21 protein-coding genes and 3 pseudogenes are annotated in these 18,206 nt (G+C 58.3%); 3 read left to right on the top strand and 21 right to left on the bottom strand.

Going from position 1 to position 18,206, the window contains the following annotated elements; translation table 11 throughout:
* Positions 1–164: 164 nt before the first annotated feature.
* From V5279_RS06610 to nifH, 4 genes are all read right to left on the bottom strand, one after another.
* On the bottom strand, positions 165–290 hold the full coding sequence (locus tag V5279_RS06610; protein WP_256375202.1) for a hypothetical protein: 126 nt from the start codon (positions 288–290) through the stop codon (positions 165–167).
* 309 nt (positions 291–599) lie between these two features.
* Positions 600–941 carry a nitrogenase stabilizing/protective protein NifW gene (nifW, locus tag V5279_RS06605; RefSeq protein ID WP_338695984.1) on the bottom strand — a complete coding sequence of 114 codons (342 nt, stop codon included), beginning with the start codon at positions 939–941 and terminating at the stop codon, positions 600–602.
* Between the two features lie 378 nt (positions 942–1,319).
* Positions 1,320–2,036, bottom strand: coding sequence for a nitrogen fixation protein NifQ (locus V5279_RS06600; protein WP_414645814.1), 717 nt, complete (start codon positions 2,034–2,036; stop codon positions 1,320–1,322).
* Between the two features lie 144 nt (positions 2,037–2,180).
* Entirely contained in the window at positions 2,181–3,065 is an 885-nt protein-coding gene (gene nifH, locus V5279_RS06595) for a nitrogenase iron protein (protein WP_029084287.1), read from the bottom strand.
* 823 nt (positions 3,066–3,888) lie between these two features.
* On the opposite strand from nifH, the gene V5279_RS06590 reads away from it, so the two are divergent.
* Complete coding sequence (locus tag V5279_RS06590) at positions 3,889–4,302, top strand: ArsC/Spx/MgsR family protein (protein ID WP_338695981.1); 414 nt, start codon at positions 3,889–3,891, stop codon at positions 4,300–4,302.
* A gap of 341 nt (positions 4,303–4,643) precedes the next feature.
* Here the strand turns inward: V5279_RS06590 and V5279_RS06585 are convergent, their stop codons facing one another.
* Positions 4,644–4,844, bottom strand: a complete 201-nt coding sequence (locus V5279_RS06585) for a hypothetical protein (protein WP_338701909.1) — start codon at positions 4,842–4,844, stop codon at positions 4,644–4,646.
* Here V5279_RS06585 and V5279_RS06580 point away from each other — a divergent pair.
* Positions 4,762–5,512: pseudogene (locus V5279_RS06580) on the top strand (OmpW/AlkL family protein). The gene V5279_RS06585 and the pseudogene V5279_RS06580 sit on opposite strands and share 83 nt — an antisense overlap.
* Before the next feature lie 582 nt (positions 5,513–6,094).
* Here V5279_RS06580 and V5279_RS06575 read toward each other — a convergent pair.
* The 10 genes and pseudogenes from V5279_RS06575 to V5279_RS06530 all read right to left on the bottom strand — a co-directional run.
* A pseudogene (locus V5279_RS06575) lies at positions 6,095–7,143 on the bottom strand (IS630 family transposase); the annotation flags it as partial.
* A gap of 91 nt (positions 7,144–7,234) precedes the next feature.
* Positions 7,235–7,582 carry a (2Fe-2S) ferredoxin domain-containing protein gene (locus tag V5279_RS06570; protein WP_176529052.1) on the bottom strand — a complete coding sequence of 116 codons (348 nt, stop codon included), beginning with the start codon at positions 7,580–7,582 and terminating at the stop codon, positions 7,235–7,237.
* 752 nt (positions 7,583–8,334) lie between these two features.
* Positions 8,335–8,631 carry a hypothetical protein gene (locus V5279_RS06565; RefSeq protein ID WP_338695978.1) on the bottom strand — a complete coding sequence of 99 codons (297 nt, stop codon included), beginning with the start codon at positions 8,629–8,631 and terminating at the stop codon, positions 8,335–8,337.
* Positions 8,632–9,060: 429 nt separating this feature from the next.
* Positions 9,061–9,535, bottom strand: a pseudogene (locus V5279_RS06560) (Rieske (2Fe-2S) protein).
* Between the two features lie 560 nt (positions 9,536–10,095).
* Positions 10,096–11,289, bottom strand: coding sequence for a DegT/DnrJ/EryC1/StrS family aminotransferase (locus V5279_RS06555; RefSeq protein WP_338695974.1), 1,194 nt, complete (start codon positions 11,287–11,289; stop codon positions 10,096–10,098).
* A gap of 15 nt (positions 11,290–11,304) precedes the next feature.
* Complete coding sequence (locus tag V5279_RS06550; RefSeq protein ID WP_173643904.1) at positions 11,305–11,565, bottom strand: hypothetical protein; 261 nt, start codon at positions 11,563–11,565, stop codon at positions 11,305–11,307.
* 32 nt (positions 11,566–11,597) lie between these two features.
* Complete coding sequence (locus tag V5279_RS06545; RefSeq protein WP_207835065.1) at positions 11,598–11,957, bottom strand: DUF3024 domain-containing protein; 360 nt, start codon at positions 11,955–11,957, stop codon at positions 11,598–11,600.
* Positions 11,958–11,972: 15 nt separating this feature from the next.
* Positions 11,973–12,212 carry a nitrogen fixation protein NifZ gene (locus V5279_RS06540; RefSeq protein WP_338695970.1) on the bottom strand — a complete coding sequence of 80 codons (240 nt, stop codon included), beginning with the start codon at positions 12,210–12,212 and terminating at the stop codon, positions 11,973–11,975.
* The gene (locus tag V5279_RS06535; RefSeq protein ID WP_166073524.1) at positions 12,209–12,529 is read right to left on the bottom strand and encodes a nitrogen fixation protein NifZ; all 321 of its coding nucleotides are present in this window, start codon (positions 12,527–12,529) and stop codon (positions 12,209–12,211) included. Before V5279_RS06535 ends, V5279_RS06540 begins: the two co-directional genes overlap by 4 nt.
* Positions 12,526–13,062 (bottom strand): hypothetical protein, encoded by a 537-nt coding sequence (locus V5279_RS06530; protein WP_176529046.1) that lies wholly within the window; start codon positions 13,060–13,062, stop codon positions 12,526–12,528. Before V5279_RS06530 ends, V5279_RS06535 begins: the two co-directional genes overlap by 4 nt.
* 74 nt (positions 13,063–13,136) lie before the next feature.
* Between V5279_RS06530 and V5279_RS06525 the strand changes: the two genes are divergently transcribed.
* On the top strand, positions 13,137–13,400 hold the full coding sequence (locus V5279_RS06525; RefSeq protein ID WP_176529045.1) for a hypothetical protein: 264 nt from the start codon (positions 13,137–13,139) through the stop codon (positions 13,398–13,400).
* Here the strand turns inward: V5279_RS06525 and V5279_RS06520 are convergent.
* The 6 genes from V5279_RS06520 to V5279_RS06495 form a co-directional block, all read right to left on the bottom strand.
* A complete protein-coding gene (locus tag V5279_RS06520; protein ID WP_029084666.1) occupies positions 13,397–13,621 on the bottom strand; it encodes a 4Fe-4S binding protein in 225 nt (74 codons plus the stop codon). The two genes, V5279_RS06525 and V5279_RS06520, sit on opposite strands and share 4 nt — an antisense overlap.
* Positions 13,622–13,632: 11 nt before the next feature.
* Positions 13,633–15,186 (bottom strand): nitrogenase cofactor biosynthesis protein NifB, encoded by a 1,554-nt coding sequence (gene nifB, locus V5279_RS06515; RefSeq protein WP_338695958.1) that lies wholly within the window; start codon positions 15,184–15,186, stop codon positions 13,633–13,635.
* A 760-nt stretch (positions 15,187–15,946) separates the two neighbouring features.
* Entirely contained in the window at positions 15,947–16,171 is a 225-nt protein-coding gene (gene nifT, locus V5279_RS06510) for a putative nitrogen fixation protein NifT (protein WP_166073478.1), read from the bottom strand.
* A complete protein-coding gene (nifS, locus tag V5279_RS06505) occupies positions 16,168–17,361 on the bottom strand; it encodes a cysteine desulfurase NifS (RefSeq protein ID WP_414646002.1) in 1,194 nt (397 codons plus the stop codon). The genes nifT and nifS overlap by 4 nt, the downstream gene beginning before the upstream one ends.
* Positions 17,362–17,372: 11 nt before the next feature.
* A complete protein-coding gene (locus V5279_RS06500) occupies positions 17,373–17,663 on the bottom strand; it encodes a NifU family protein (protein ID WP_338695951.1) in 291 nt (96 codons plus the stop codon).
* 19 nt (positions 17,664–17,682) lie between these two features.
* The gene (locus V5279_RS06495) at positions 17,683–18,003 is read right to left on the bottom strand and encodes a HesB/IscA family protein (RefSeq protein ID WP_173643898.1); all 321 of its coding nucleotides are present in this window, start codon (positions 18,001–18,003) and stop codon (positions 17,683–17,685) included.
* Positions 18,004–18,206: the final 203 nt, after the last annotated feature.

Genomic DNA, 18,206 nt, shown 5'->3' with positions numbered 1-18,206 from the left:
CCTGCCTCCGGCGCCGACAACTCATAAGAGCCAACGTTGGCCCCGTTTCTTGACGCATCTTGCCATCAGCCATGGAGCGGATGCGGATCTGCGCATGACCGGAGGCCTGCGCGATGCGGACGACCATGTGCATACCCGCTCCGGGCGTAGCGTGGACGGGTGACTTACCCATTGACCACCATCTCGCGGTCCATGCCGGCTTCGGTCGCGTCAAAGGCTATTTCGAACGGCATTGGCGTGAGCCATAAGATCATGCCGCAGCGCTCGGCGGACAGTAGAAGCGATGTCATAGGTCCTCCTTCAAATCTCATCTCGGACGGCCACCATCTGTCGGCATCGAAGACGGGATCGGCAGGACAACAGCAAGTGTCGTACCAGTCGAAAGAACCATGGAATTTCGCGCGAAAGCAACGTCTTGGAAGACACTTAAAATGGCCCCTGACACCAAGGGCACGAGCAGCAGCTCAGACATGGGTCGGGAATACGACAGCGCGGCTCGCGTCAGGCTGCAGAGGGGTTGATTTGAATGAAGACGAAGGCTGTACAAGACACCGTCACCCGGCCAGGTGGGACAAACCACACCGCAGTGGAGCACGAAATCACTTCAGCGCGCTCAACGGGACAAACGCCACCGACTTGTTAGGGTCTGCGACGGCTTCCTTTAAGACCTTGAACACTCGCTGCTCGATCGGTGACGATGCCACGAAATCGGCATAGGCTTGCTCCAGCATCGCTTTGCACCGAGCTCTGATCTCCGGCTCTGCGGCACCGGCGAACTGCTCCTTGGCAAAATATTGTCCCACGCGCTTTAGGATATGAAGGCGCGCAACATTGACGATTTTCGGCTCGTAATCGACGCCTAGCAGCGAAAAGAACTCTTCCGCCGACGAGGCCTTGCTGAGCCGATCCAGGATCCCGGCTGGCGAGCATGAGTTGCTCATTGCAAAAATCTCCCTTGGGTTAGTTCGTCGACGTTCGACGAGTTGTGGCAGCACCTACGATCCTGCTGCAGGCCTTAGCTCGCGCGGCTGCTCTCCACGGCCAAAGCCTGGCCCTGGAAAGCTGCGTCCACAATACCGCGGCCCACGGGCTCGCCGGTGACGACTCAGCACCGATGAAAAGACGCCTCACCTTGCTTGTTGCCACGCCCAATTCGAACTCGACTGCAGAGCGCCGGGATACACGACCTGTCGCGGAGCGCTTGGGCGCGGCATCGCCTTGGATACATGATGGGCTCGCGTTGTAGTGGCGCTAGCCAGCCCCCCCCCCTCTCCAACCCGCCAAATCCGGACGAGGCGTTCGAAGATTCCTGTGGCAACTCAGATGGGCCAGTCGCCGCGGACAACCGGGCGAGCCGCCTGCGACAGAAAGTCGCGCCGGCGCTCGGCCAACCGGCTCTCGCCGCTTTCCTCGCCGAAGCAGAGGCTAAAGTCGTTACATTGCGTACAGACGGGCGTCGTGCACATTACGAGGCCTTCATCCTCGCACAGCGTACGGTAGAAAAAGCGCTTCCAGCGCATATTGTTGATATTGCGCGCGGCGAGCGGCGCGAAGTGGCGGCTGAGCAGCCGAGAGAGTTCGGCACGATTTCGTAATCCCAAGCCTTCCCACAGGTGGTCCGGCTCAATGGCGCGGCGCGCGATCATCGCGGCCAGCCAGCGACCGATATGTCCTTCCGTCGAGCGCTGCTTGAGCAAAAGATCGCGCACCATTGCGATCTCGTCGTTCTCATCGCACTCGACCGACAGGAGCCGCTCCACGAGCTTGCCCCCTACCGAGGGAAAGTACCGCTCCAGCAAGGCCGCTAGCTCGTGGCCGGACAGGCCCGCCTTCTCGGGAAGAGGGCCACCATCCATCGAGGCAACCGCCAGAATAGACGCCAGGACATGGCGATCGAAATTACTGTCAGTGGCAATGTCGGCATCTTCAGGAGGCACACCGGTGAGCAGACGGTAGGTTGCAATTGCTCTGTGCATCCGGCTGCTCGCATCAACGGCATAAGCAGCCACAAAAGGAAGAAAGTGCGCTTCGGACATGAATCGATGGATTCCACGATCTGGTTTGCTCTGCCCCATCCTGATCTTGGTCACGGTCGTTCGTCAGAATGCCGGTCTCCCGGATGGGTAGGTGAGGAGACCGGCATCCGTCGCGCGCCTTCACAAGGCCGCGACTCGCGACCTTTACGAGGCCGCGAGCTCGGCGGCGGTCTTGCCGACGATGGATTCGTCGACAGGCTTCATAATACCATGCTCCATCAGCATGTCCTCGAGCTCGTCCATGGAGATCGGGGTCGGAATGATGCCCTTGCCGCCATTGTTGTGAACCTTTTTCGCGAGATTGCGATAATGATCGGCCTGCTGCGACTCGGGCGCATACTCCAGCACCGTCATGCGGCGCAACTCGGCATGCTGCACCACATTGTCACGCGGCACGAAGTAGATCAGCTGAGTGCCTAGCTTCTTGGCCAGAGCCTCCGCCAGTTCCAGCTCCTTATCGGTTTGCCGCTCGTTGCAGATCAGGCCGCCCAGCCGCACGCCGCCGGAATTGGCGTATTTCAGGATGCCCTTGGAGATGTTGTTTGCGGCATACATCGCCATCATTTCCCCGGACATGACGATGTAGATCTCCTGGGCCTTGTTCTCGCGGATTGGCATCGCAAAGCCTCCGCAAACGACGTCACCGAGCACGTCGTAAGAGACGTAGTCAATGTTCTCATAGGCACCGTTTTCCTCCAGGAAGTTGATCGAGGTGATGACGCCGCGGCCGGCGCAGCCGACCCCTGGCTCAGGACCGCCGGACTCCACGCAGCGGATGTCCTTGTAGCCGACCTTCATCACGTCCTCGAGCTCGAGGTCCTCCACGCTGCCGGCGCTCGCTGCAAGGCTCAAAATCGTGTCCTGCGCCTTGGCATGCAGGATCAGGCGGGTCGAATCCGCCTTCGGGTCGCACCCTACGATCAAGATTTTCTGACCCATCTCGGCCAGCGCCGCCAGCGTGTTCTGTGAAGTGGTCGACTTGCCGATACCACCCTTTCCGTAGAACGCGATTTGTCTCAGTGAAGACATGTTGCTCTCCATCAACCGATTTGCCAAAGTTCCGCGCTTCGTACGTGCCAGCTTGTTCTCGTTCAGAAACGGGGCACACGGGTTCAAGGGAAGGAGCGCATCGCTCGTCTTAAGCGTCGGCGCGCACTCAGCCCTCACTCAGTGTTGCTACCGCTCATTAGCAACCACCATGCCAACGCCTGTCCGCGCACATTAAGCTTCTGATTACGTTTTGAAAAACGCCAGCGAGCCGATGCGTGATCCTGGCTGTTTTGGACCTGACAGGATCTGCGCAGCTGTCAGGAAACCAACAAGTGGCCAGAACCAATCAATCGGAAAAGCCGGTCTGGCGCGCTTGTCCGATGCATCATGTGTGGAACGGATCTTGCTACTCTTCTTGCAAGCCCCTTGTCGGCGATCGGAGGAGAGTGAGGATACAGGTCGGCGGCGAAACCTTGCAGGTAGTGTTTCGCCGGTGGTGTTCGATCTGCCGCGCGACCTGAAATTCAATGCAGCATGAACCAGATCGGGGCGCACGAGCTTACCGCCCAAGACGCCTTTCAAGCGTCACCCATGGGTTGACGCCAAATGCACTCCTGCTCGGTGCCTTCTTTCCGAGACCGAAAGGAGCTCATCGATGAGTTAGCGGCTCAATTTCAAAATGTCCGGATCTTGGTCGTTTGCAAACGCTCGAGGAGGCCAAGTCGGTCGGCGGCATGAGCCGCGGCAGTTGGTAAAGCCGCTGACCTTGGAGATGGTTCTCAAAAAAGGTCGAATGCACTCTGGAACGCGGCGGTCGCCGGCCCGATCGTTCAGCGCAGCGTACCTACATAAGGAGCAGGCCATGGCGACAATTATCTTTTATCAAAAACCCGGCTGCGACACCAATGCGTATCAGATGCAGGCGCTGAAGGCCGCTGGCCATGACGTGATAGCCAAGAACATCTTGAAGGAGCCATGGACCGCCGAGGATTTACGCCTCTTCTTCGGCAATAAGCCGATCGCATCCTGGTTCAACCGAGCCGCGCCTCGTATCAAGTCGGGCGATATCAATCCCGACGAAATCGACGCGGCGAGCGCGCTCGCGTTGATGCTGCGCGATCCGCTCCTGATCCGACGCCCGCTGATCAACGCCGACGGTGCAAGATACGCCGGATTCGATGACGAGCCCGTATTGTCAATGCTTGGCCAGAAGACGCAAGATGATCTCGAGAGATGTTCGCACGAAGGAAAAGCCCCAGGCTGTCTCCAGATGTAATGAGATGATGAATGCTATCGTGCGGAAACTGACGCGAAGAGCGACGTCGTCGCCCTCCGAATCCTTCAGGGACCGCCGACACGCTTTTCGCCGACAAGCAAGTGTGAGTGGCTCGTCTGTAACACAGCGGAGCCCATGTTGCGCTCCGTGTTAACACAACCCTTTCGCGCTCACGGAGTGTAAGAGGCCGCTGCAGCTAGACCGCCTCCATCGCCCCATGACTCATCTGGCTTGGATCAGATCGATAAGATGATAACCAGTTCCTCGTAGAGTTCGGCTCAGACAGAATATTGAGTCGAATATCGATGAACAGGCGCCACGACACTTCACGGCCGTGGTGCTTATGCAACTTGGCTGCTTAATTGCGCTACGGCCGTAGCCATTTTGATCGGCATCAAATCCTTCTCCATCCGCGATGTGTGACAGAGGTTCTCGCGCGACTCTTCGCGCGGACTTGGAATGGAGAACTTGATGAAAGCAAGAACCCTTCTGACGACGGCATCGCTGCTCACGCTCGCGACCTCGTTCAGTTCCGTCAGCATCTCGGTACAGGCTGCAGATCTGGCGCCGGCACCGGTCTATTACAAATCGCCCCCCGATCGCCCCCTTCAATCCGTGGATGATCCGCCTGCGCGTACTCGGCGTCTTGCCGGACAGCGCAGGCAGCTCGGTCAACGTCGCGGGAGCCCCGCCGCTGTCGTCACCAAGCTCGGGCCTGTCGATCAGCGATCGAGTGATACCGGAGCTCGACATCACCTATTTCTTCACAAAAAACATTGCCGCCGAACTCATTCTCGGCGTGGCCAGCCATCACATCAGCGGTAGCGGCACGCTCAACGGGCTCAATGTTGGAAAGGCCTGGCTATTGCCTCCGACACTGACGCTGCAATATCACTTCACCGATTTCGGGCCGCTCAAGCCCTATATCGGCGCGGGCATCAACTACACCGCATTCTTCAACCAATCAGCAGCCAATACGCCGCTCGCGGGGCTTGCGGTGGCGGATGTACGCATCAGCAACCAGTTTGGCGCCGCGGTCCAATTCGGCTTCGATTACATGCTTGACCGTCACTGGGGCCTCAACTTCGACGTGAAGAAGTTGTGGCTGCGGCCGGATTACTCGGCGACCGTAAACAATGCGATAGCCGTCACTGGCCGCGCCAATATCGACCCATGGCTCGTCAGCGGCGGAATCACGTACAAGTTCTGACGATAGCACAAGCTCCAGGGAAGAGATCGGCTTGTTCAGATGCGAGCGAGACGGCGAGTTTAAGGTGCACCGTCTCGCCGGCGCCGGACTGCACGCGCAACAATGCTCGCTCTGTGAGCTACGAATTGATGGCATGAAGTGGCGGAACGCCTGCATCACTAATAGTGATCGACTAGATTCAGCTCCCTGCCTCCTTGCACGCTGCAGAGTGCCAGCCGCTTATCAAAGGCGGCAATTCAAATCGGTTGTCGCTCTGGGATAGACCGCGCTACAAAGGGGTGACGCTCGGGCCTCATCGGACTCGATCAAGCGCACTACTCTGACCGGTCCGTCTCTCACCGAACATTTTTGAATCCAAGGCCACAGCGACAAGGTCAATGGCCTCCTGTTGCGCACCTCCTTGGAGGCGTGAGGGCACCCAGTCACCTTAAGAACGATCGAACAGCTCAACGACCCCAGTCTTTGAACAGATAAGCCGTGCATTCCCGATAGCCCGGACCAAGCGGCGCTAAGCGAAGCCTCTAGTGTCCTGAACCAGAAGTTCGCGACATCGGGTCGTGTTTTGCCGGGGGCATTGTACCGGCAGAAGCGTTCGATGGAAGCAAGGATGTCATCGGCAGATTTGGTCCATCGGAAACGGCGTTGTGGCGGCCGATGAACGAAGTGATGTCAGCCCTGAGAGCGGCGACGCTGCGATAGATGCCGCGCCTGATCTTCTTATCGGTGAGGAGCGCGAAGAAGCGCTCGACCTGGTTGAGCCATGACGAACTGGTCGGGGTCAGGTGCACGTGCCAACGCGGCCGTTTAGCCAGCCATTTTTGGGTCAAGGGGGTCTTGTGCGTGGCGTAATTGTCCATGACGAGATGGACGTCCGGTTCACGCGGCACGGCAGCTTCGATCTCGTCGAGGAACTTGCGGAACTCAGCAGCACGGTGGCGTCCATAGCACTTGCCGATGACCCGTCCGCTAGCAATGTCGAGGGCGGCGAACAGCGATGTGGTGCCGTGCCTCGTGTAGTCATGGCTTCTTCGGGCCGGCTGGCCGGGACGCATCGGCAGCATCGGCTGACTGCAGTCCAGCGCCTGGATTTGGGACTTCTCATGCACACATAGAACGATGGCGTGCTCCGGTGGCGAGACGTAGAGGCCCACAATGTCGCGCACTTTGGCCACGAAGTTCGGATCGGTTGAGAGCTTGAACGTCTCCATCCGGTGCGGCTGGAGCCCAAAGGCCCGCCAGATGCGTTGCACCGTCGACACTGATAGGCCGCTGGCCTTCGCCATGTCGCGAGAACTCCAATGGGCGGCGTTCTCGGGGCAACTCTCCAACGTCCTCACGATCACGGCTTCGATGCGGGCATCGTCAACCGTACGTGGCGCCCCGGAGCGCGGCTCGTCATGCAGCCCGTCCACGCGCCACTCCACAAAACGCCGCCGCCACTTGCCTACCGTCGATCGGTCCAGGTCCAGCTTGGCCGCGACTTCCTTGTTCTGACCGCCCTCCGCGCAGGTCAGCACGATCCGGGCTCTCAGAGCCAGCGCCTGCGCTGTCTTCCGCTGCATCGTCAGCGACTTCAGTTCGGCATGCTCTTCATCGCTCAATGTCAGGGGCGCAAGTTGCTGGACCGCCATCAGATCCTCCGTCGCTGCTACAGCTCCATCCTTGGGACGGCGACGCGAATCTACTGCGAATTTACGATTGCGAACTTTGTGACTCAGGACATTAGCTTCGCTTGAGCACCATCACAAGACGGTCCACACGTTTGCCTTGTACGAGATGAGAATTTACGATTTCGTCCACGTCCTCGGGCGTGGTCGCGCGGTACCAGACTCCGTCGGGATAGACGACCATCAAAGGGCCGGAGTTACAAAAGCCGAGGCAGCCCGCCACCGTGAAGCCGACATGGTCCAGACCTTGCGATTCGATCGCCTTGCCCATCCTATCCCACAGGGCTTGCGCGCCCGAGGCACCGCAGCTGCCGTGCGGATGATTCGGCGGACGCTGCGTATGGCAGGCAAAGACATGATACCTGTAAAGTTGAGGAAGCTCGAATTCGGTTTCTGCGTTCATGCGCCTATCCTGAAATCAACGGGTTCATCTGAAAAGCGGCAACGCCGGAGTACTTGCCGCACAATCTATTCTTCAGTTGAACGCCGGATCGATCAATTGAAGCAGCTGACTCCCACTCGTGCTCGCGAAAGCAGCCGAAGCGAGCGGACATCATCGTGCTTGTTAATCGTGCTTGTTATCGGAAAATCCGCGAGCAGATACCTCCGCGTCTGACCGGCCTCCTTGATCAATTTCAACGCCTTCTCCCAAATCGCGACCGTTTCTGCTCACGCATCATTTGCTCAACCATCCAACATGTTCAAGCAACTTCCACGCCAATGCGTAACGCTCGCTTCCGCAACGATCCCTTGCCCGCCTCCGGCGTCACTGACACTCATTGCCGCGGTTACGACAATGTCGTTCTCTCCTGTTCCGGACATGACAAACGTCGCATCATGTTCAACGCTTCAGCTTCAGCTTTCCGCAGTCCGCTCCTGCGATTGGACGGAAGATACTCGCTCGGTCTGTTCAGACCTTGCACGGCATTTCGCGGAATGAGCCGTGATCTGCGTCCCGTCTATCGAGGAGCGCGTATGGCGATCGGCCCAGTGAAGAGAGCGCTCTGCCCAGGGGAGTCGGCTAATTGCATCGTTCGACCGCGAACCAAAGAACTTCCTAAGCGCCGCGCACGTGCCGCTGCTCATCACGCGTTTTCGTCAAAGATAGCGCCCAATCGCGACGGGGTCCGAGCGAGGCACAGGTGATCACCGAGCTTACGTTTGAGGCGACAGAGCTGGCCTGCCGCAATCCTGATTGGCAGCAGCGGCAAAACCGCCCACACAACGATGTCGGCTTGCCTCAACCGCTTCGAGCGCTTCAACTCGAGATTCGCTCGCCGCATCTTGCGGAACGATGAGAATGACCACGCGCACGTGCTCGTTAAAGCATTTGACCTGGAGCGATGCCGTCAGTGGATTAAGGTGACGAAATTCGCCAAGGGCGTCGGATGTACAGAGGGTTGGCATTGCAATTGAAACGCAGACACGAACGCCGGCGGCGCCCGCGGACATCCGATCGTTCGGCGTGCGTTGCGCGCTGCGTGTCCCGCGAACATCGGATACAGGATCGTCATTTCTCTGCTCAAACGGTCCTGTCAGTCTAGGTCTCCCCATTCTTCCAGCCCAGACGGTGCCCTCGGTGGGCTTGCAGCCGCCGAGGGCATTTCTTTCTCGAACCTATTGTCATCCACCGGCAGCCAGAAGCGGTTCTTGCATGCCAGGTCCATTTGGTGAGTTAGCGCCACAGCCCTTCCTTCGTGCCACGGAGATCGCCGGGTGCATGACCGGGATCCGGATGCGTGCCACTGAACTTGCGGGTTCAAAACGTTCTGCTCTTACAAGTTCAAAAAGCGACGACACGCACCTGCGCCAACGCTCACAAGGCTTTATCCGGCGCCAAACGCCTAAGGCAACTCGAGCAATAGCTAAGCGATGCAGCTGTTAATCGGGGTGGATCATAACATCAATGGTTTCGCCGCTGTCCTCGAATAGGTCGGCACGCCGATCATCCGCCAGCAGCTTGACGCCGCACAGGCAGACGTCACCATCTATCACGGTGAGTGCGACCGGCTCAAGCGCTTGTCCGTTGCAGGGCCCATCGAATGCATACCCTAGTGTCGACCTCGAATCTCGCACCATGCCGTCCGCATCTGAGAATGGAGCGATCTGGAGAGAAAAACTCGCCGGAGCCGATGTTGAGCCAGGCACTGTCATGCGGACAACGGTTGACATACCCGAAATAATCGTTCCCGAAAGTGCGCACCACAATAATTAGAAGCGGCCGGCACTCGCCGCTAGCATCGATCCGCGACAGGCTAAAGCCCTTTGCGCCAGTCCGCTCGATAGCATCAGCGGGACATACGGCGAATACCTCGATCTGATCGCTCAGCAGGTTGCCGATTATACCTTCGCTCATTCCCGCCTCGTGGTTTCCTGCTTGAAGGTTTCGATCGCGGTCCGCGTCAGTCGAAAAACACCACGACCACGAGCGATCGGGCGATAGCTTGAGCTGGCACGGGCGTTAAGGACATCAAACCATTGGTTCGGCGTGAGCTTCGCCGGGCGCTCGCTGATTTGCACCACCCTCCCGTTCGGAGCGAAGCGGACGTGAACAATGACCTGTTGCGAGTTAACAGCAATTCCTTACTGGTCAACCTAAAGACCCGAACCGAAACTGAGGATCTGGATTTATGACGTGCTCGGTTCCGAGGCCCTGGCGCGGGCCTGGACCCTCTGGTCGGAGACGGCGCCTTCGCTACTTTGCCAGTGTTTTGCACGATCGCTGTCGGAGAGCATTTCTCTTCCGGGATTTCGGACGAAGATGTGGAATCCGGCCTTCCTCCATATTCGTCGGGGTGGCGATCTGCGCGCAAATGCCGCCACAGACGGCCCGCCATCGCGTTGCTGGTCTGGCGCAATGGCAGCGGCTCATCGCAACTCAACCTATTGTTCCTTCAGTCGTGGATGACCAGCATCTTAGTAGATCGCTGCGCACGCGCCCACATTGATCGACGCCTCTTTCGTGGTTTCGGCGATAAATTCGACCTTGTCGTTCGTGAGATGGGTGTGAAACGGCAGCGCCAGGGCGCGATCGGCGATCTTTTCCGCAACCGGGAAATCGCCCCGCCGATGGCCGAGATCAAAATAGTGACGTTGCAAATGCAATGGATGGCTATAGGCGGCGGATTCAATCTTGGCGGCACGCAGATCATCGACAATGGCGTCACGGCCGGATCGCGTGAAGCGCATCCCTAGATGGACGAGATAGAGCATCCAGTTCACCTCGGTCACATGGGGGCCAACGTAAGGCGGTTTGATGCCTTCAAATGATTGCATATGCGCGTTGTAGAGCTGCTCGACCAACCGGCGACGCTCCAGGCTTTCGTTGAGACGCTTGAGCTGTGCCAACCCCAAAGCCGCGGTGAGATCGCTCATACGAGCCTGGTAAGGTGCGGTGGCACTGACGACAACGGAGGAGCGCTCGTCCAGTCGATGGGCGCAATACCGACGCAAGCTAACCGCGATATCGATATCATCGGTCACGACCATGGCGCCTTCGCCGCAACTTATGGCCAGGGGCTGAGCAAAGTCGAATACCGCCAGGTCGCCAAACCTGCCGACGAGCTCGCCCTTATAGCTCGATCCGATCGCCTCGGTGGAATCCTCCAAAAGCGGTAGGTGATCGCGTTGGGCAATCGCACGCAATTCCGACCATGGCGCCCGATGACCGTTGGAATTGCTGGCGACAATCGTCCGCGTGTTTGCCGTGATGCGTTTCTCGGCCTTTGCTGGGACCAATGTTGCCGACCAATAGTCGATGTCGGAAAATACCACCCGTACGCCTGCGAGACTGATGGCATGGACCGTCTCGCGAAAGGAATAGGGCGAGGCGATGACTTCCTGCCCTGATTCGATCCCGAGCGCCTTGAGCGCAAGCAGGAGCCCGATGGGGTCGCTTGATACGGCAACGGCATATTTGCGGCCAAGATACGCTACGAAAGCGTGCTCGAACGCCTCAGTGGTCCGCCCATTGGAGATTTGCGGTGAACATAGCAATGTTTCCACGGCAGAGAGCTCGGCTAAGGTGATATCGGGATCGGACAGTGGAATAAAGGATGGATTTGCCTCAACACTATCCGCGCTATCCAGCGGGGTGCGCTGCGAGTTCAATGCAGCTCACCGCCCTCAATTCCTTTTCGCCAGTACAATGCCGGTCGCCCGTGTCGGATCGGCCGTAATCCGCACGCAGTGATCCGAGCCATCTAGCAAATGCAGGTCGAAATGAGGAAACTGCCGGAACGGCTGGTCCGCTACATCCGACGCATCGCAACGTACCCAGGCAAGCTGCGGGAAGCGGCGCGGCAGCTCGACAAAGGAGCCCGTATCGGCGCCATCGTCCGCAAGCAGCTGCTCGATTTCGATCAATTCCTCCGCACTGAGCGCCATCGTGGCTCCTTATGGCTCGTCAAGTTCGTTCGTCATTGCCAGAACAGACGTTCCGGATCGGTGTTCAATTCGTCGATTGCTGAAGTCAGACGGTGGTAAAGGCTGTAGAACTCCCAGATTCCCTTTGCGTGGTTCTTGCAAAACAGCTTCCAGATCCCACCCACGGCATCATAAAGAATCAAGGCAACATCAATCAGACCGCCATCCTTATCGATATTGCGCGAGCAACAGGCGCTCTCGATGAGATAGCCACCCCTCACCGGCGTCACGTTCGGTGAAACATACAGATAACGCTTGCGCGAACTCAAGCCGCGCTCGATCCGCTTGCGATCGAGTTCGTTCGGGTGAGGAATCAGCCCCGTCTTTACCTTCCTCATCAGCGCGGCATTCATCGCGAACTCCCTCCTTCAAAGCACTGTGATCTCTTCTTCTAGACAGCCGATGAGCAGGCGTTCACCGAAATCGACAGTATTTATCGGCACGTTCGCTTGGTTATGGATAGCCACCCTGATGATCTCGCCGGTCGCTCCGGCGCCGAGCAAGCACTCCTCGGGCTCCGTATTGGGAAAAGAGCCGTCGTTGATGAGGTCGACGACGGCTTTAACGCGCTGGCCCCAGCGATACCTCGAAAAGCGGAACTCACTCATGACACAGCCTCTTCCGGCAATGGCAGATCATCGGTCTCCTCGCACGTGTCCACCGACTCAAGCTCCTTGCGCTTCATGCCAACTCGGTAGCCCGTTTCCAGAAACTCGACCCCGTAAATGAAGAATTGCTGCAGGAACGTGCCGATCGAGACGACGTAACCCACCTCTCCCTTCGTGACCAGAATGTCGCCAACCTGCTTGCCGGGATAGGTGCCATCATTGCGGATGGTGCGATTGGCTCGTACCTTTTCGCCAAAGCTGAAGACAGGCGGCCCGCTGAGCTCGACGACGTCGCTGTCGCGAACGATGTTGCTCATGCGCCTCTCCCCAGCGGACATGCAGGCATGCCCGAGCCATCGCAGGCGAGGTCCCGCATCACTTCGCCCTCACCTCCGGCGCGATTTGTCAATTCAATATCTGAGATGCAGCTCGCCGCTTCTAGGTAAACCTGCCGATCAGGGCCGTGCCGTAGAGCAGTTGGCGCCTCTGGCAAGGGCGATCGCGCGATCTCGAACTCCACCGAGGCATCTGGGCCGCTCACTACGGCTGGCAACCACTGATAGGGAACATCGCGCGCCACCATGTCGCAGAACTCGACGTCCGTATCACTCATCAGCTGACCGAGCAGCTGCGGCGCGATGCGGCGCGCCTCGATCATCAATGCGGCGGCGCGGTCCGAGGTGAGCGCACGCGCTTCGACTACATGTTGGTTTGCAACCTCGTCAAGATGATCGAACAGCCGTGCCTGCCGCAGCCGAGCCTCGGTCGCGCCGGGGAGATCATCGCCGGTCGGCGTGGACAAGATCAGCGCTCTCTGGCTGCCGGACGGCGGGTTGGCTGTTAAGTTCATCGGCAGCTGTGCTCTTGGGTGTGCGCCGTCACGCTCCGCCGCGAAGCGTCTGGTCCAACCAATGATGGACTGGCGTGCGCAGCAGCATCAGTCACATCGACGATGACAGCACCGCCTGGAAGGCGGCTGCCGGCGTCGAGAAACGTCGTTGGAGCGCTGCACGGGACGAATTGTCCACAGCGTTCTTTCTGCTCGCGGGCAGCGGCCAATCCAGAGCAGCCGCCGTTTCTGAGAAAGGCCCGAACCTCGGCGCCTACGGCGCCGCTAACGCGCAGTACGACGCTTTGGACGCTTTCAGCAGCAGCTCTTGGCATTCTGATCATGGGCTAATTCTTTAGGATGGCGCCTGGTAACGCGGCAAGGAGGTGTCAATGACGCAGGTGCCGTCGACGGGACAAGCCGCGACACATTGTGGCTCATCGAAATGACCGATGCATTCGGTGCATTTCGCCGGTTCAATGACGAAGCGCCCCGCGCTCTCCGAGATCGCAACATTCGGGCACAACGGTTCGCAGGCTGAGCAGCTCGTACACTGCGAGGCAATGATCTTGAATGGCACATACGCCCCCTTTACCCCGCAGAGATCAGGGACCCACACCGAATGTCGGCGTCACCTCGCTGGGCATGCTGGATTTCTCCGCGTTTTACCTTCTCGAGATAGGACCTGAACCAAGCGATCGCCGACTTCTCTATGAACTCATGCGCGTATCGATCGACCGGTTCGATTCCGGCCCTGATCAGATTGCTCTTCGGGCAACCGCCGATCTTGGCCACGAACACCGCATGGCAGTCATTTACGCTTCGGATGATGGTCGAAAGCCTATCCCCCTCGCCATAGCCGTCCTGGCAGTAGACATCCACGCGCCGGTGGCCGACGAATTTGGCGCCGGATGTGGAAATTTCGTACACCTGAAACTCTTTTGCATGTCCAAAGTGCTCGTTGATCAGCCCCGAGCCTTTGGTTGCAACCGCGACCAGAACGGTGATTTCGCTCATCTCGCCGGCGAACTCCGCGAGGCCCGCTCGGCTGGCCGCGACTTTGGCGGCACGCTCAGCCTCTACCTTTTCTTGATAAGCTTTGCGCATCTCGGGGTCATATTTGACATCCATTTTCATGACTCGGTCGATGTTGAACTCGCTTCCGCGATCCGCTCCGACCAGACCCACCGCATCGGCGCGGCACTGACGGCAATGCCGCATCATGTTTACCCCTCCCTCACAAGCATCCTGCAGTGCTTTCAGTGCCTGAGCCGTCGGACCTCGTTGACCGTTGAGGCCGAATACTGTGCCGTACTCGGGCGCCGAGATCAGCGGCATGATATTGTGAAGGAAGGCTCCGCGCGACTTCACCGCCTTGTTGACCTCGACAAGGTGATGGTCATTGATATGCGGGATCATTACCGAGTTGACCTTGCATAGGATACCCCGCTCGCTAAGCATCTCGAGACCCTGTAGCTGACGATCGGTGAGTATCCTTGCCGCGTCGATGCCAACGTAGCGCCTGTGGCTGAAGAAGATCCACGGATAGATCTTTGCGCCGATTTCAGGATCGATCGTGTTAATGGTGATGGTGACGTGCTCGATCTTGGACTTGGCGATGGTGTCAACATAGTCCGGCAGGGCCAATCCGTTGGTCGACAGACACAGCTTGATGTCGGGAGCCGCCTTGGCGACCAGGTCGAACGTCTTGAATGTTTTTTCTGGATTGGCCAACGGATCGCCGGGACCAGCGATGCCAAGCACAGTCGTCTGCGGAATGATGGTCGCGACCGCGAGCACTTTTTTCACCGCCTGCTCGGGGGTAAGCTTCTCGCTCACCACGCCCGGACGCGATTCATTGGCGCAATCATATTTGCGGTTGCAGTAGTTGCACTGGATGTTGCAGGCCGGAGCCACCGCGACATGCATACGGGCGTAGTGATGATGTGCCCCTTCGCTGTAGCAGGGATGCTTCTTCACCTTTTCCCAAATCTCGGCCGGCAGTTCGCCGTGGGCCGCCCGTGAGCGGCAGCTCGCCTGGCCTGTGTTGACCGACGTGCCGCAGCCCCTGTGCTCGGCGGTGGGCCGCATCATCTTGTCCAATGAACCTTCGACATATCTGCCGTGCCCAACGACCGCGTTCATTTTCATCTCCCCGTGCAGGCATCATCGGCTTTCCAAGACCAATCCTGAGAACGCCTCATGAGGGGAGTAGCAACTCACATGCCATAGCGGAAACGGTGACGTTGCAGCCCTACTTAAACAGTCAGCGGTAATGATCGATATTGATACTAGAATAGCAAAGAAGCGCATGTTGGAAATGCGGCAGGTACGTCGTGATTGAGACACAGAGATCCGTGGATGGTGCATTCATACTCGCGCTAGGCGCCGGGATCCTTGCTCTATCTGCATGGTTTTGCGCGCTGCTGCCGGCCACAAATGGGTCGATACTTCTGGCGATCCGACGTCACAGCGCCGTTAATTGATGAGCATTATCCCCAACGCGCGAGCGAGCCAAATCGGTGTCAGGCCTTGCTTGAGCTGAACACGGCGCTCATTGCATTGAGAAGACGCTCGGATCGACGATTGCATCGTGGTATCGGCAGGAACGCCTGATGATCTTCGCCGCATTGCTTCGCAATAGCGATAGTTGAAGCGAGAGCAAGAAAGCTCCGTTCGGTCCGCCTTTCCTTGATGGCGTCTGGCAACTGAACCACGATGCTGCCATAGCGAGCAGCCGCCAAGAGCTTCCTGATCTCTGGCTGCAATATGTCGAGGCACTGATCGGAATCGAGATCGAGACACCGAAGCCCGGCAACGATACTATCGACCTCCTTGCCAAGCAGGTCAGCGAAACGATATTAGCAATTCTCTCCAATGCCGATGTAGAAGATTGGGCTCATGTTCATGGATCTTTCCCGTTCTCGCCCCGTTTTTTGGCATTGATTGTGATCGGCAATGGTGTGTCGCTCGCCATCTCGGGTAAATCGAGCACCCAGCCATTAGCTATCTTGATCCAGCCGCCCCAGAGCGACTCGTACTCAGATTCCACGATCGGCTCTTCGAGATCCTTTTTTGGCACGTAGATCGACAGGCCCGCGTCCGACGAGCGGCGGATCATGATTTTCACAAGCTCAACTCCCTCGACTGTGACGCATAGCTGGGCGGAGCGCCAGACTCCCGCGAGGTGGCACGCAAGCGAGCAACAATGTCTGACAGAGCGCACACGACCTCGTCAACCTCCGCGACGGTGGTTTCACGCGAGAGAGAAAAGCGCACCGCGCCGCGCATCCTCCACGCCGGCACCTGCATGGCGCGCAGAACGTGCGACGGCACCATTGAGCCGGAGCTGCAGGCTGAGCCGAGCGACACGGCAATGCCCGCACGATTGAGATGATGGACGACTGCTTCGCCTTCGAGATGATCGAAAGCGATATTGGCTGTGTTCGCTAACCGGTTGTTGACATCGCCGAGCGCCAAGCATTCGCCATTATGTAAGATCCCCTGCTCCAGACGGTCGCGCAATGCACCAATGCGAACGCGCTCCGGCTCGAGCCGCTCCACAGCAAGCTCCGCAGCCCTTCCAAGACCGACGATGCCGGGAATATTTTCCGTTCCGCCGCGGCGCCGCCTTTCCTGTGATCCGCCCCAGATCAGGGGTCGGAATTTTGTCCCTTTGCGCAGGTAGAGCGCGCCCATTCCTTTGGGACCGTGCAATTTGTGTGCGGACAGCGACAACATATCGATCGCACTGTCCCTTAGGTCGACGCGCAGCTTGCCTATGGCCTGGACCGCATCGGTATGGAACAGTGCGCCCGCCTCACGTGCCAAGCCGGCTAAAAACTCCACGGGAAAAATGGTGCCGGTCTCGTTGTTCGCCCACATAATCGAGGCGATCGCTGTGCGTGGCCCGAGCGCGCAGCGAAAGGCCTCGACGTCGAGCCAGCCGTGGGCATCTACGGGTATGATATGCGTCTTGACACCTCTTGTCGCCAGTTGCTCGACCAGCGCAAGCACGGCGGAATGCTCAACCGAGGTCGTGACAATCTCGTCGCGACCATCTTGGGTGGCAAGCGCAGAAAGAATGGCGGCATTATTGGCCTCGGTTCCACCGGAGGTAAAAACGATTTCATGATCGTAGGCATTCCCTAGCAAAGCCTGCAAGCTACGCCGCGCCTGCTTCAGCGCGGCCGCGGCCTCACCGCCAAAGGCGTGGGCCGAGGAGGCATTTCCGAACTGCTCGGTAAAGAACGGCAACATGGCTTGCACGACGGATGGATCGGTCCGCGTCGTCGCATTGTTGTCTAGATAAACCGGCATTTGATCCCCATTCAATCCCGCGTCTTACCTGCAACAACAACCGTGATCAGGCGGACGAATTCGACGAGCCTGTCGGCCAGCTGCACTTGAACGCCTTCCAGCGTCATCCTCAAGAGCTTAAAGAGCGCGCAGGCACGGGTTGCGCCTACCATGATCTTGCTGCCATCAATTCCAATCAACTGATAGTCGGCGCCACTGCGTTGCAGATTGGCACGGATCTCCTCAATTACAGCGGGGATGCGTCCCGCTCGGCCGGTCGAGATCGCCGTCAATTGCCTCAGTTGTTCGGGTTCCGCCAGCATGTTTTGACGCCTTTTCTTATCAGCTGAACGATTTGCCGCAGGAGCAGCTCGAAGTGGCGTTTGGGTTATTAAAAGTGAAGCCTGGGCTCTCCAGCGCCATCACGAAATCGATGGTTGTGCCGACCAGATGGTCATGGCTCTTGTTGTGGACAAACACCTTCACACCGTCACACTCGATCACCGTGTCGTCAGGCTTCGGCTCCTCGGCCAGACCCATCATGTATTTGAGTCCGTTGCAGCCGCCTGCCTCGACCATAATGCGCAGCCCGCTTGCTGGCTGCGCCGATGACGACATTGCGCCCCTGACCGCATTCACTGCGCTATCCGTTAGCTTGATCATGGCCTCTCTCAACCGCTTAGCTTTGCCTGCTGAAGGGCAAGTCATGTGCCAGCGAGAGGACGCTTGATGATGCTTACCTTTCCGGATCGCACCTGTTGGCTTTTGAACTCGTGTCGGGTTTCTTTCAAAGCCACTTGGAGGCAATCGCAGCCCACTTACGCCTTTCTTATCTAAGATACGCCGAAGGCCGCCACGCATGCGAC

It is taken from the genome of Bradyrhizobium sp. 26S5, assembly GCF_036923295.1.
Taxonomy (GTDB): Bacteria; Pseudomonadota; Alphaproteobacteria; order Rhizobiales; family Xanthobacteraceae; genus Bradyrhizobium; species Bradyrhizobium septentrionale.
The sequence above is the reverse complement of the archived record's forward strand: the minus strand, read 5'-3'. Positions and strand labels throughout refer to the sequence as shown.